The following is a 13,904-nucleotide window of genomic DNA, read 5'->3' on the forward strand; positions in this document are numbered from 1 at the left end:
TTATATTGACTGGCGGGTCGCCGTGCTTAAAGACTACTGACCCATGCCTCCAGGAATCAGTCCAATGACATCTATGACCGCAAAAAACGAAACTCGGCCCTCTACTGAAGAAATTGAATTCGTCGCTGCCGAGGTGGCCAGATTTTTTTTAGATAAAAAACAACCATTATTCAGCTTTCTCTCGGGTTCAGTCGCCGAAGGTATCGCAACGCCCAACTCGGACTACGATGTCTATGCTGTTTTTGACACCTGCGAAGAGTCTGAGGCTCTCGTCATTGATAATGATCGCCCGATAGAAATTACCAGCATCACGCTCGCGAAACTGGAAAACACGCTATTGTTTGTCCAGCGAGGAGAGGATCTGGCAAGCGTAACAAACTATGAATTACTGCTGTGCCATCGTGTTTACTCGGGCATCGGGCTCACCACGACGGAGCGGTTTCACGAATTGCAAACACGATTTGATATAGAAACATTCAGGGCCAACCTGACTGAAATGTGCTTTTTAAACGCCGAACGCTCACTGAAAGTTTGCAATGGCTTCATCATGACCGGCGACAAACGCTCTGCGTCCCTCAGTGCAAACAACGCCCTCAAACACAGTTTTAATATGCTGCTGGCAATGAAAGGCGCCACGTCTATCCTGGAAAAATGGCAGATGCGTTATGCCACACGTTTACTCGGCGACGAGCACTTGGCATTTACACATTACATCGAGCTCATCAGCCATGTTCCATGTCAGCATACCCGTCAGATAGACAGCTACATTCAGGATGTCAAAAACCTCCACCAACTGATTTGCGACAATCGCATTCTACAGAAACACATAGAGGATGAAGCGTTTTTTACGCCGTCCAGACTCTTCACCACAAACACGCGTTACGTCGCATCGACGGTTTTCAAAGACAGGCTTGGCCGGGTAGTCAACAGTCACTCACGTTTTTATCTGATTATGGATGGAACTCCGGTTCTGGAACTTCCCGAGGCGGCTGCAGTGTTGTGGGCGTTGATCGACAACCAGCAAACAACAACGGATCTGGCATTCCAGGCCCGGGAGTTACTCGGCTTGCCGTTCGACAGCACGTTTGAGTTTTTAACATCATTTGGAAATGCCAAGGCCATAAATATCGTAAGTCATGACTTCGACTTCTTGCTTGCTCCCCAATGACCTTGAGTAAAACCTGAGCAAAGGTGCGCAGAATCATGAGCAGCATGATAACAATAAAAGACGGGTATTTTTCGTTCTACCGGGAGAACATATTAAAGTTCACGGCCAATCGATTTTTCCCGTACATAAGCATGTCGATCATCGGAATACTTCTTGCCAACAAGAATATTGATGAGTTTGCATTTTTCAGCTACATCGCCGCCGCCTTCATTTTTCCAGCGACCATTGCAACATTCATGTTTATGGCCATTGGAAACCTGACCAGCAGGCATCCCAACCACGGCATTCAGGAAATTTTCATATCCTCCTTTTTAATTGCCGCAATATCGGCAACATTTGTAATATGCGCCTGTGTGACGATCATATATTTCTCTTCGGAAGAAGTGCAAACCCTGCCATTACACTACCGCGCTACCGCTCTTGAATTCACTTACCTGACCTATATTGCTGTTTACATATTCACGAGCTTTTTCAACAGTTTTTTTGAAGCCCACATAAAGGACAAGACCAGCAGTAAAGCACGCCTGATCAATTTTGTACCGCTGATCACTTCAGCAACACTCATATTCCTGATCGCGCCTGCCGAGAACTCTTCATTGGCCATTGTACGGCTCATGCTTGTTTGCGCTGTCATAGAGTTTGCGTACTACTTATACATTTCATTAAAACGGGATTTATGGAGCGGCCATGTTCAACCTGACCTCTGTCTGCAATTATTCAAGCTAGGTGCCCCAACAGGCATAGGCTTATCGTTACAACGACTCGCATTCTTCATTGTCAACAAAAAACTTTTCCTGGTTGACAGGGACCTGGTCTCGATTTTTTCAATTGCCATCAGCGTCGTTACATTGATGACAATTCCGGTATCGGCCTTTACACAGATCCACAGCATCTACATCACTAAAAAACCGGGTTCAAAACTCAACATTGACGCCTTCATCCTGTTGACGGCCAGCATGGTTATGCCACTGATGCTATTCGCAGGTTTTGGTCACTCCATTCTGATGATTTTTGGTGTAAGTAATGACATGCAAGCCGGCAACACTTACCTCACGGAAAGCATCACTTCCATGTTTCTGGCCACTGGATTGTTAATGTTGATCAGCTCACACATCAGAGCACTTGGTAACACCGTCATTCCACAAATTGTCATCAACGCCGCCATTTACCTGATCTACGTTGGCAGCGTTTTCTACCAAGGGGTGGAAAGCAAAACGGCCTTCTCTTTGCTCTCCACCTACAGTGCGTCCTATTTTGTCTGCTTCTTGTTACTTGCGATGTACGTGGTGCATATCGAAAGAAAATCGACTACAGCACTGGGTTCCTCAGCTTAGGGTCAACGATACAACACCTTCTCGGCCAACTCGTCGGCCACCCGCGCCGGCGAACGTTTTTCCGCCTGTGCATGGGCAAATACTTCGGTGAGTCGAGAGCTGATCTTCGACAGATGCGCGGTAATGGTGGTCAATTCTTCACCGCGATGCTTTAGCGAGACGTAGATCAAGCCTCCGGCATTGATCACATAATCGGGGGCATAAAGAATGCCGCGGCGCTCCAGTTGATCGGCCACATCCAGATGTGTCAGCTGATTGTTGGCAGAGCCTGCCACTGCCGAACAGCGTAATTGCGTGACGGTGTGGCTGTTCAGAACCCCACCCAGACCGCACGGTGCAAGGATGTCGCACGGCGTACTGAGCAACGCGTCGTTAGCGATCGGGTGAGCGTTGAGTTGTTCCATCGCCAGTTGTACTTTGCCGTGGTCAATGTCGCTGACCAGCAGTTCTGCCCCGGCGGCGTGCAGTTGCTCGGCCAAGGCAAAACCGACATTGCCCAGGCCCTGAATCGCGATGCGCAAACCTTCGAGATTGTCGCTGCCCAGCCGAGCCATCGCCGTTGCGCGAATGCCGGCAAACACCCCCATGGCTGCGTGTGGTGCGGGATCACCGGCCGACGTGGTGCTGGTGACATGCTGGGTCTGCTGAGCGATGCAGTCCATGTCCGCCACCGAGGTCCCGCTGTCGATCGCGGTGATGTAGCGACCATCAAGCTGATTGATACAACGGCCAAACGCTTCGAACAGTGCACCACGGTTTTCCACATGCACCGGACGCACGATCACGGCAACGCCACCGCCTTGCGGCAGCCCCGCCAGTGCGGCCTTGTAACTCATGCCCTGAGCAAGGCGGATGGCGTCTTCGACAGCCGATTCGTCATTGGGATAGGCAAGATAACGACATCCACCCAAGGCTGGCCCGAGGCGACTGTTATGGATGGCAATGACCGCCTTCAACCCGGTGACCGGATCGACGCTAAGGTGCAGCGATTCCAGGCGAGTGCTTTGCATGAGCGCAAACATCGTTGGGCTCCCGAATCACTTCTTGTAGAACGCCAGTATAGGCCTGCGCCTGAAAATTGCTGGAGCGCACCGGAATAAGCGCCTGCGCAGACCACGGCTTTGCGGCATAACCGTAAACCTGCGCAGCGGGGGTACTGGACGAATGGCACGGACCGGGCTAAAACGAGGCATTCCCCGGAGATTTCGATGAGTGCGCGTCAACGTTTTTTCGAATGCCTGCACCGTTCACCGCCCGCGCTGTTCGAAGCCGCGCTGTGGATGGCGGCCGAGCACGAAAAAGCGGTCGACCCCGAAGCGCTGCTGCATGAATTCAAAGATCTGCAACAACGGGTCAGCTACGGTTTGCCGATGCTGCCGGTGAGTGAGCTGGCGCAACCCTTGTTACGTCGCATGACCGATCTGGGCTTTGCACAGGACGACTTTTTACCACTGCGTCCGCAGGCTGCGCTGTTGCACAAAGTGTTGCAGACGCGTCGCGGCCAGCCGTTGACGTTGGCGCTGATTGCTCTTGAGCTCGCGCGGGTTCTGGAGATTCCTCTGGTCGGCGTCAATTTCCCCGGACACTTCCTGTTGCGGGTGCCCGGCGCCGATCACCTGCTTGATCCGTGCGGTGGCCGGCGCTTGTACCCCAATGACTGTCGCGAACTGTTGCAGCGCCAATACGGGCCGAACATGAAACTCAATGCCGAGCATCTACTGACCGCCTCCCCCCAGCAGATGCTTCAGCGCCTGTCGCGCAACCTGCGCCAGTTACACCTGACGCATGATGACTTCATCGCTGCGCTGATCGATGCCGAACGCGTGCTCGAACTGGGTGACGCCGGAGCCGCTGATTACCTGGCCCGAGCCAGCCTTTATCAGCGGCTCGACTGTCCGAATGCCGAGCGCTTTGATCTGGAACATGCGCTGATGCTCAGCGACGACCCGATTCAACGCCTGCGACTGACCGAACGCCTCGGGCACCTGCCGCCCAATTCCGTCGTCCATTAAACACAAAAGATCGCAGCCTTCGGCACCTCCTACATTGATATATGCATTCCCATGTAGGAATTGCCGAAGGCTGCGATCTTTTGCTCTTCAGGATTCGACAGATATCCCCATTCCAACTGCCGAACTTCCTTCGGAAGGCGAGCGCACCTGAATGATCAGCAACGCAGCAATCACCGCCGGAATCGCACAGAAGAAGAAAATCTGCGCCACCGGAATGTGCATCGCCAACAACAGGCTGCCAAACAGCGGCCCGAGTATCGAACCGAAGCGCCCCACGCCCAACGCCCAACCGGTGCCGGTCGCACGCACATGCGCCGGGTAGAAATTGCTGGCAAACGCATTCAGCGTCAGTTGCCCGCCGATGATGCAGAACCCGGCAGCGAAGACGCAGGCCACCAGATAACGCGGGTTGTCGTGGTTGAGACCGAGCAGAATCGTGCACAGCGCCGCACCGGCCAACACCGCTGACAACAAACGAACCTTGCGCTTCAAGCGGTCGGCAAACCAGGCCATGCAAATCGCGCCCAAAGTGCCGGCGAAGAGAAACATCGACGTCACCAGATTGGCTTCGTTGAGTTTCAGACCGCTTTCCAGCAGCAGTGTCGGCAGCCAGCTGATCATGAAATACAGCAGAATCAGGCTGACGAAAAACGTCGCCCAGATCAGCAAGGTCGGCCGTGCGTAACCGTTGCGGAATAACTCGACCACGGTCAGTTTGCTGCCCTGCTCGCGCTCGTTCTGTTCGACGCTGGCAACGGGCGGTTGCCAATCCGGCAGCATGCGCACGGTGACTTTGCGCAGTCGCGCATACGGTGGTGTATCACGCAGCAGGCGCGGCAGCGATTCCGGCAGCATCCACCAGAGAAACGGAAACAGCAGCAACGGCGTGACGCCACCGGCGAGGAACACCGCTTGCCAGCCGAACTGGTCGATAAAACCGGCGGCGACGAAACCGCCCGCGGCGCCCCCGAACGAGAAGCCACACGCCGCCAGCGTCACCATCAAGGTGCGCAACCGCGGTGGCGAATATTCTGACATCAGCGCCATGGCACTGGGCATCGCCCCGCCCATGCCGATGCCGCAGATAAAGCGCGCGATCATCAGTGTGTTCAAGGAATCGGCAAAAACCATCAGCACCGTCAGCGTGGCGTAGATCAGCACGCAGGCGAGCAGAATCCGCCGCACGCCAAAGCGGTCAGCCAGCGGCGTGACGGCCAGGGAACCGAGGGTGAGGCCAAGCAGGTTGGCACTGAACACAGGCCCGAACGCAGACTTTTCCAGGCCCCAGTCCTGTGCCAGCGCGGGCACCACGTAACCGAGCACTTGGGCGTCATAGCCATCGGTGACCAACAGCAAGGCAAGCAGGATCAAGAGTAACCACTGATAGCGGGACACAGGACGGGCGTCGAGTGCCGCGCGGAAGCTGGCGATCTGGTTGTGCATCGCAAGGTACCTGTTTTGTTTTTATGATTTTTGGTGTGGCAACCGGATCGTTCCCACGCTCCGCGTGGGAATGCCGCCGGGGACGCTCTGCGTCCACTGTGACGCAGAGCGTCACGGGATGCGTTCCCACGCAGAGCGTGGGAACGATCAGTTACGGTGTATCTGATTGATTGGCCGGATGCGCCTTGATGAACGCCGGATGTTCAGCTGCCAGCGCGGCAACGCGACGGACTTTCGGGTATTCATCCAACGAGACATTGAACCGCTCTGCCGCATACAACTGCGGTATCAGGTAAACATCCGCCACGCACGGCCACTCACCAAAACAGAAGCCCTCATCGCCAATCAACTGCTCCACTGTCGCCAGCCCTTGGCCGATCCAGTGACTGATCCACTCGACCACCTGCGGTTCGTCCTGCCCCAACTGGCGCAGGCGATTGAGCACGCTGACGTTATGCAGCGGATGTACATCGCAACCGATCACCGCCGCCACGCCGCGCACTTGTGCACGGGCGAGCAGATCTTCAGGCAGCAACGGCACCTGTGGATAACGTTCTTCCAGGTACTCGATGATGGCCGGAGACTGAATCAGCAAACCGCCTTCGTCAGTGCGCAAGGCCGGCACCCGGCCCTGCGGATTGATCGCCAGATACGCCGCTTGCCGATGCTCGCCACCCGGCGGTGCGATCAGATTGACCGGCAGCGCCTGGTAGTCCAGACCTTTGAGCGCCAGCGCAATTCGCACCCGGTACGACGAGGTCGAACGGTAATAGGTATAAAGATCCATAACCCGCTCCTGTCAGCGCGCCGCCAGCACTTTGCCGCGGCATTCGCCGAAACCGATCGAAGCAAAACCATCACGGACGCAGCGAGCGCGCAGGATGATTTCATCACCGTCCTCGAGGAATTTACGCACCTCGCCAGAGGCCAGCTCGATTGGCTTTTTACCGCCCTCGGTGATTTCCAGCAGGCTGCCGAACTGACCGTTTTCAGGGCCGGACAAGGTGCCCGAACCGAACAGGTCACCAGCCTGCAACTGGCAACCGTTTACGCTGTGGTGCGCGACCATTTGTGCGACGGTCCAGTACATGTAGCGGGTGTTGCTCAGGGTCAGGCGATGAGCCGGCAGGTTCTGCTCGCGCATGCCTTCGGTCAGCAGCAACACTTCCAGTTCGATGTCGAAGGCACCGCCAGCCTGATCACGTTTATCGAACAGGTATGGCAGTGGCTGCGGATCACCTTCAGGGCGCGCCGGTTGCGCGGTGCGGAACGGCTCCAAGGCTTCAGCAGTTACAACCCATGGCGAGACGCTGGTGATGAAACTTTTCGACAGGAACGGACCCAGCGGCTGGTATTCCCAGGCCTGGATATCGCGCGCCGACCAGTCGTTGAGCAGGCAGAAACCGGCGATGTGATCAGCGGCGTCACCGATGGCGATCGAATCGCCCATCTCGTTGCCCTGGCCGATCCAGATGCCCAGTTCCAGCTCATAGTCCAGACGTGCGCACGGGCCAAACGTCGGCTCGGTCTGACCGGCCGGCAAGGTCTGTCCTTTCGGACGACGTACGTCGGTGCCGGAGGCGCGCACGGTGGAGGCGCGACCGTGATAACCGATCGGCACATGCTTGTAATTCGGCAGCAGCGGGTTATCCGGACGGAACAGTTTGCCGACGTTCTGCGCGTGCTCGATCCCGACGTAGAAGTCGGTGTAGTCGCTGATGCGTGCTGGCAGATGCAGTTGGCAATCGGCGGCCAGGGGCAGCAATTTTGCACCTTGGGCTTCGATGTTGCCGCGATGCGTGCTGCCTTCACTGAACAGTTCCAACAGGCGCGTACGCAGAGCAACACGTGCCTCGCGACCGAGGTCGAAGAACGCGTTCAACTGGCCGCCGTGCATGGCTTCGACGGCGCTACGTGCAGCACCGTCGAACAGCCCTGCTTCCAGAGCAACTTGCAGATCGAAGATGTGTTCGCCAATCGCCACGCCAGCGCGCGGTGCCGAATCAGCGATGCTGAATACGCCGAGCGGCAGGTTTTGCAACGGGAAATCAGCGTGGCCATTGGCCGAAGCGACCCAGCTGCGGGTGATGGAATTCTGCGTCATGGATTATCTCCGGGTCGGGTCGAACGTGGCGGGCAGCGTGGCCCAGCAGGCGTCGTAAGTGGATTGCAGTTGCGGGCAGTCGAGGGCGAAGCGGCTTGGGCGCAGCACTTGGCTGGTCTCGAACATGAAGGCCATGGTGTTGTCGATTTTCGCTGGTTTGAGCTCGGCGTTGATCGCTTTGGTGCAGGTTTCGCCGTCCGGACCGTGGGCGCTCATGCAACTGTGCAGCGAGGCGCCGCCCGGCACGAAGCCCTCAGCCTTGGCGTCGTATTCGCCCTGGATCAGGCCCATGAATTCGTTCATCAGGTTGCGGTGAAACCACGGCGGCCGGAAGGTGTTTTCGGCAACCATCCAGCGCGGCGGGAAGATCACGAAGTCGAGGTTGGCCAGGCCGTGCACGCTGGTCGGCGAAGTCAGCACGGTGAAGATCGACGGATCCGGGTGATCAAAACTCACCGTGCCGATGGTGTTGAAACGGCGCAGATCGTATTTGTACGGCACGTTGTTGCCGTGCCAGGCGACCACGTTCAGCGGCGAGTGATTGAGTTCGGTGGCCCACAACTGACCGAGGAATTTCTGCACCAGTGTGGTTGGTTGCTGAAGGTTTTCGTAAGCGGCGACCGGGCTCAGGAAATCGCGCGGATTGGCCAGACCGTTACTGCCGATCGGCCCGAGATCCGGCAAGCGCAGCGGCGCGCCGTGGTTTTCGGCGACGTAACCGCGTGCTTGCGGGTCGAGCAGTTCAACGCGGAATTTCAAGCCGCGCGGCAGCACGGCAATTTCCAGTGGCGCGACTTCCAGTACGCCCAGTTCGGTGGCGATGCGCAGACGGCCGAGTTGCGGCACCAGCAGCAGTTCGCCGTCGGCATTGAAGAACACGCGCTCCATCGAACGGTTGGCGGCGTAGTTGTAGATGCTGATGCCGGACGGTTTCTCGGCACCGGCGTTGGCGGCCATGCTCACCAGTCCGTCGATGAAATCGGTCGGTTCTGCCGGAATCTCCAGCGGGTTCCAGCGCAGGCGATTGGGCGTTACTTCACCCAATGGGCCGCCCGCCAGTTGCCGTTCCAGTTTGGCGAAGGCCGGGTGATTGGCCGACGGCTGAATGCGGTACATCCAGGTACGCCGCGCTTCACTGCGAGTCATGGTGAACGCGGTGCCGGAAAACAATTCGGTGTAGAGGCCGTACGGGGCTTTTTGCGGGGAATTCTGGCCGACGGGCAGCGCGCCGGGTAACGCTTCAGTGCTGAATTCGTTGCCGAAGCCGGACTGGTACGCCAGCGCCTGAGCGGTTGAATCGAGGTTCATGGAGCCTCCTGAACAGGGAGTCGGCAGTGGCCCATCGCTCTGGCTCAGAGGTATCGGCACGCCGGGGTTGTTATTATCGTAATTCGATTACGCATAACGTAATTTGCTCGCTATCCGGCGTCAAGCTATAAAGACGCCCATTCGTTTCGGAACCCGGCCGCACCATGGAAAAAACCAGCGACAGCAACGGCAAACAGAAAGTCCGCTCCGCCGAAGTCGGCACCGACATCCTCAAGGCCTTGGCCGAGTTGTCGCCGTCCACTTCGTTGTCGCGACTGGCCGAACATGTGCAGATGCCGGCGAGCAAAGTGCATCGCTATCTGCAGGCATTGATCGCCTCGGGGTTCGCCGAGCAGAACGCCGCAACCAACCATTACGGTCTGGGCCGTGAAGCGCTGCGCGTGGGCCTGGCCGCCCTCAACAGTATGGACGTGCTGAAAGTCGCCGCCCTGCCATTGGCCGAACTACGCGACGAACTCAACGAGACCTGCTTTTTGGCGGTGTGGGGCAATCAGGGCGCAACCGTGGTGCACATCGAGCCGGCCGTGCGCGCGGTGACGGTGGTGACGCAATTGGGTTCAGTGTTGCCGCTGCTCAGTTCATCGACGGGGCTGGTGTTCAGCGCCTATCTGCCGCATCGGGAAACAGATGAGTTGCGTGATCGGGAAATTGCCACAGTGGATCATCCGCTGAAGGACGAAAAAACCTACGCAACCCTGTGCGAACAAATCCGCGAACGCGGTCTGCATCATGTGCATGGTCTGCTGATGCCGGGTGTGGATGCGTTATCCGCACCGGTGTTCAACGCTGTCGGGCAGGTCGCCGCCGTGCTGACCATCGTCGGCCCGACCTCGCTGTTCCACGCCGACGAAAACGGCCCGGCGGCGCAGCGCTTGCTGGCGGCGACGCGGGCCGTGAGTTGGCGGATGGGCTATGAGCCTCTGCCAGCCTGAACTGCGCCAATCGAGCGAGTAACGAGGGCCGTGACTCGCGCGGTTTCACCTGTCAGTTGAGCAGGCGAGTGGTGCTGTTCACGACCGCAGGAGGTGCGGTGATTGCTGTCACGTAGTTGATGCTGACTTCAACACCGGTGACGCCTGCCATGACATCGGCGAAATCCCTGACGCTCGATAGCAGAGCAATCGGGTTCACGGGCGCGCCGATCGCCGCCACTTTGCCAACGTACAACAGAATCGCCCCTCGCCACGCCGATGCAAAGTGTGCGTTCGCAGCCTCATCCGAGCCCTGACTGGAAGCCACAATGCCCAGCACAACCGACTGAGTAATGCGCAGTACGGTCAGTGCCAGGCCAAGTGGCGCAACGAACATCGAAGCCACATCCAGGGCAAATTCGGCCAGTACCCTCACATCCTTCCACAGCGCTTCCAGATAACTGGTCGTCTGAAAATCCACATCGGCGACGAGTTGCCCGATTTTAGCCAGGTACTCCTGTTTGAAAGCCAGTACTGGATAACTGTTGGTCAATTCTGGATTGCTGGTCGCTACCGGGATCGAGTCCCAGTAGGTGTTCAGGAGGTTTTTCACTTCCTGCTGATGTTCCAGACGAGCGAGGCTCAAGACCTTTTTGTTGAAGGTCACGCTTTTCAATCGACCAGCAAGTTCCTGGACAGGGAAGAAATCCTTGCCATCAGGCGTATCGGGAATATAGACAAAAAACTCATCACGCCCGCTGACTTTGCGCCCAAAAACGTAAGCCCCGACAAGTGCGCGTCCCCTAAGAGTGAACTCGTAAACGCCAATGCCCGGCTTCCCACCCGTGGTGATGATGCCCTGACGAGGCAGATCCCGATCAAATCCGTTAATGAGTCCCTGCAACCAGTTGTATTGGTCGACCGACAGTTCGCCTTTGATTTTCTGTATCAATGCAGCGCGAAGCATTTCGTTTTGTTTTGTTTTTCGATACAGGTTTGACTTCAGGTCAACATCGGACGCATTGAGGAATTTGTCCTTCAGATATTGAAGATACTTTTCACCGGGTCTCAGATCGATCAGATCATTGATAACACTGGCATTCAGCTGGTCAATACGCTGACCGGTAAACGTCCAGAAAGTGGCTTTTCTGAGCTGCTCTCTCAATTCACCAGGCCCGGCCAATAGAGGGTTCACCCAAGTGAAAAATTTCTCAAACGCGCTTACGTCACTGCGCCACGTTTGCCACTGAATAAACAGATCGGTGAGGCTGATTTTCGAATCGGCGTGAAAGTTGACCCAGATCTCATCAGGGTTAATGTCCACAGATGAACCTGTCCGAGCAAAATATTGCTTCAGCTCCTTCTTCACCAGCTGACTGGCAAATTGTTTGAACGGCTCGACCGCCAGTGTCTCCCGGGAATGATGATGAATAGCCTTGAAATCATGATTCAGACGATTGAGTAGTTGCTGATCGCTCGAATTAGCCTTTCTGTACCATTGGGGGGTAGCGACTTCGGTTTGATCGATATTCCACATGATGTGATTTTTAACGGCGCCGAACAAAGGCCCCTTCTCGGCTAAATCAACCAACTTAATCTTCGACCACCACCGTTCGTCCAGCATCTCAAATGGTTTTTTGCTTAGATAATCACGTTGCATCTCGTCACTGTCGCTGGCGTGTGCCTGATTCAGCATGTACGCCCAGGTTTCAGGTTTGGCCGCCCATTGCGCCAACTTGTGCTGCAAACTTTTCAGGTCAGCGAACTCGAACCAGTCCTGCCCGACTGGCGAACCCGGCATATGAAGGACATGAACGCTACGATCGGCTGCCACACCTTTCCTGCGATAAACCAGCAAACCATTGAAGGGTTTGAACCAATTTTTGAGTGCCACGCCCAGCGTTTCAATCGATACGTCGCCGAGGTTGTAACGCGTCACCAGATCCTGCGCAGCCGGACTCACGTGCTTCTGCAGGATCGCCGAGAACATGGATAGCGCAGTTCGGCGACCAAAAACTTCTCGAAGAGATTCGGAAAACTCTTCTGTCGAGTGAAGAAGGCGTTGCGCCGAAGTATAAGCAACACGAACATTCAACGCCTGGATGGCACGGAGGATGCTGGAAGGGCTCAGTTTTGGAAGACTGCTGGGGACTTCCGGAACGATCTGATATTGCCCTGCCAAATCGTGAGTACCGTGCATAAAGGCCTGAGTCAGTGTTTTGCGCTCGATGAGCTCCACTTTCTTGCCATTCGCCAGAGGCACGGTATGGGTTACCTTCACGAATAAGGTGTCCGGGTCGATTCGTTCATCTTTACCCGGCGATATGAAGTCCTCTACGACTAACCGCGCATAGTCTTTCAGGGAAGAAACACCGTGAGTGACATCGTGGTGTTTGACCTCGGATTCCAGCAACTGCTTTTTCAGAGAAACATAGACTTCCCGATTGACATCGGAGCTACTCTTCAACCAGTGAGGCCAAGCATTGCGTTCTATATGCTTAAGCAGTTCTACTTGGCGTTGCTTCGCCTGGCGAATAACAGCTGGCAAGGATTGTGCGTTTTCTACAGCGACAACAACTTTATCATAATCCGTACTTGGCATACCGATGGATTGCAGATACCCAGTGACGTCGCCGTACATCGTCTGGAGCCTTTTATCCACGAAGCGTTCAAACAAATTCGCGCGAACTTTCAAAAAGCGAATAGCGGGAACATAGGCAAATCCCGCTCGTTCACTAAGCGGTAGTGCTTGCAGAAATTCCTCCTGAGTCTCCAGAGTGCCCAGTCGTTTTAGTAGCGTCTGTTCGAGTGTCGACGTGGAGGAAAACACCTCAAGACCGAGACTTGCGCTATACAGCACAACAGCGCCCTGCTCACCTGAAACCAATTGTTCGTAAACAGGCTTTTTAAGGGGCAGTACAAACATCGTGTTCTGCTCAATGTATTTGCCATTCTGGCCTTCAATAAAAACCCCGTAACAAGTGCCCGTCAGACCCGCTTGTACTGTTGTACTGATTAGTGCCCTTTCTTGCGCAGTGATGAGGCCCTGAATCGCCAACGCCTCCAGTTCGCGAGTGAAAAGGCCAGCTTCGAGAACACCCAGCGCAGACTTGCGCGATAACTGGGGATAAGCCCCGCCGGCTTTTTGAACAGTCGGGTTTTCCCAGTACTTGCGCACAGAGGCCGTGTAATCAACTGCAAGCTGCTTCAGCAAATCTGCTAGCAGTTTTTCAACTGCCAGGATCGGGATTTGCGCAAGCAAATCTTCACGACTGGTAAAACTCGGGTGATCGAAAACGCCATAATCATTGACATCATAGTTTGGCGCCCGACCACTTCGCAGGCACTCATGCGCGACATCCAGCAAACGTCCGACTGGCTGTTTATTTTTCGGCCTGGCGCCCGCCACGACATTGACAAACAGGCTGCTTAGCCGCGCGCCTTCCGAGACTTTCCATAACGCCTCACGCAAAGTGTCCTGCAGTACTACCGAGAATGACGGAGCAAGCTTCAACTCTTGCGAGATACTTTCCAGGGCTTTTCCCACTTCACGCAGACTTTCACCTTCGACTTCTTTATTATTTTCCACAATAAAACCCCTAT

The 13,904-nt window shown here is 55.7% G+C and carries 10 protein-coding genes; 4 read left to right on the forward strand and 6 right to left on the reverse strand.

Going from position 1 to position 13,904, the window contains the following annotated elements; genetic code table 11:
* Positions 1-64 precede the first annotated feature (64 nt).
* Positions 65-1,168 (forward strand): nucleotidyltransferase domain-containing protein, encoded by a 1,104-nt coding sequence (locus FGA82_RS15270; protein WP_141127705.1) that lies wholly within the window; start codon positions 65-67, stop codon positions 1,166-1,168.
* 35 nt (positions 1,169-1,203) lie between these two features.
* Positions 1,204-2,502 (forward strand): hypothetical protein, encoded by a 1,299-nt coding sequence (locus FGA82_RS15275; RefSeq protein ID WP_141127706.1) that lies wholly within the window; start codon positions 1,204-1,206, stop codon positions 2,500-2,502.
* 2 nt (positions 2,503-2,504) lie between these two features.
* Here the strand turns inward: FGA82_RS15275 and FGA82_RS15280 are convergent, their stop codons facing one another.
* The gene (locus FGA82_RS15280; RefSeq protein WP_141127707.1) at positions 2,505-3,524 is read right to left on the reverse strand and encodes a Leu/Phe/Val dehydrogenase; all 1,020 of its coding nucleotides are present in this window, start codon (positions 3,522-3,524) and stop codon (positions 2,505-2,507) included.
* A gap of 186 nt (positions 3,525-3,710) precedes the next feature.
* On the opposite strand from FGA82_RS15280, the gene FGA82_RS15285 reads away from it, so the two are divergent.
* Entirely contained in the window at positions 3,711-4,514 is an 804-nt protein-coding gene (locus FGA82_RS15285) for a SirB1 family protein (RefSeq protein ID WP_141127708.1), read from the forward strand.
* Positions 4,515-4,601: 87 nt separating this feature from the next.
* Here FGA82_RS15285 and FGA82_RS15290 read toward each other — a convergent pair whose 3' ends face one another.
* The 4 genes from FGA82_RS15290 to hmgA form a co-directional block, all read right to left on the reverse strand.
* Complete coding sequence (locus FGA82_RS15290) at positions 4,602-5,957, reverse strand: MFS transporter (protein ID WP_141127709.1); 1,356 nt, start codon at positions 5,955-5,957, stop codon at positions 4,602-4,604.
* Between the two features lie 151 nt (positions 5,958-6,108).
* On the reverse strand, positions 6,109-6,744 hold the full coding sequence (gene maiA / locus FGA82_RS15295) for a maleylacetoacetate isomerase (protein WP_141127710.1): 636 nt from the start codon (positions 6,742-6,744) through the stop codon (positions 6,109-6,111).
* A gap of 12 nt (positions 6,745-6,756) precedes the next feature.
* Positions 6,757-8,061: a fumarylacetoacetase gene (gene fahA, locus FGA82_RS15300; protein WP_141127711.1), complete on the reverse strand. Its 1,305-nt coding sequence runs from the start codon at positions 8,059-8,061 to the stop codon at positions 6,757-6,759.
* 3 nt (positions 8,062-8,064) lie between these two features.
* Positions 8,065-9,369 (reverse strand): homogentisate 1,2-dioxygenase, encoded by a 1,305-nt coding sequence (gene hmgA / locus FGA82_RS15305; protein ID WP_141127712.1) that lies wholly within the window; start codon positions 9,367-9,369, stop codon positions 8,065-8,067.
* A 164-nt stretch (positions 9,370-9,533) separates the two neighbouring features.
* Here hmgA and FGA82_RS15310 point away from each other — a divergent pair, with 164 nt between their 5' ends.
* A complete protein-coding gene (locus FGA82_RS15310; RefSeq protein ID WP_141127713.1) occupies positions 9,534-10,322 on the forward strand; it encodes an IclR family transcriptional regulator in 789 nt (262 codons plus the stop codon).
* A 52-nt stretch (positions 10,323-10,374) separates the two neighbouring features.
* Here the strand turns inward: FGA82_RS15310 and FGA82_RS15315 are convergent, their stop codons facing one another.
* Complete coding sequence (locus FGA82_RS15315; protein WP_141127714.1) at positions 10,375-13,890, reverse strand: dermonecrotic toxin domain-containing protein; 3,516 nt, start codon at positions 13,888-13,890, stop codon at positions 10,375-10,377.
* Positions 13,891-13,904: the final 14 nt, after the last annotated feature.

Origin of the sequence: Pseudomonas fluorescens (assembly GCF_005938625.1) — a bacterium.
Taxonomy (GTDB): domain Bacteria; phylum Pseudomonadota; class Gammaproteobacteria; order Pseudomonadales; family Pseudomonadaceae; genus Aquipseudomonas; species Aquipseudomonas fluorescens_BD.

What these genes read in the sequence shown, in the direction of transcription:
- maiA (WP_141127710.1), bottom strand. Translation starts at nt 6,744, where the DNA reads ATGGATCTTTATACCTATTACCGTTCGACCTCGTCGTACCGGGTGCGA.
- FGA82_RS15285 (WP_141127708.1), top strand. Translation starts at nt 3,711, where the DNA reads ATGAGTGCGCGTCAACGTTTTTTCGAATGCCTGCACCGTTCACCGCCC.
- FGA82_RS15275 (WP_141127706.1), top strand. Translation starts at nt 1,204, where the DNA reads ATGAGCAGCATGATAACAATAAAAGACGGGTATTTTTCGTTCTACCGG.
- hmgA (WP_141127712.1), bottom strand. Translation starts at nt 9,369, where the DNA reads ATGAACCTCGATTCAACCGCTCAGGCGCTGGCGTACCAGTCCGGCTTC.
- FGA82_RS15270 (WP_141127705.1), top strand. Translation starts at nt 65, where the DNA reads ATGACATCTATGACCGCAAAAAACGAAACTCGGCCCTCTACTGAAGAA.
- FGA82_RS15310 (WP_141127713.1), top strand. Translation starts at nt 9,534, where the DNA reads ATGGAAAAAACCAGCGACAGCAACGGCAAACAGAAAGTCCGCTCCGCC.
- FGA82_RS15280 (WP_141127707.1), bottom strand. Translation starts at nt 3,524, where the DNA reads ATGTTTGCGCTCATGCAAAGCACTCGCCTGGAATCGCTGCACCTTAGC.
- FGA82_RS15290 (WP_141127709.1), bottom strand. Translation starts at nt 5,957, where the DNA reads ATGCACAACCAGATCGCCAGCTTCCGCGCGGCACTCGACGCCCGTCCT.
- fahA (WP_141127711.1), bottom strand. Translation starts at nt 8,061, where the DNA reads ATGACGCAGAATTCCATCACCCGCAGCTGGGTCGCTTCGGCCAATGGC.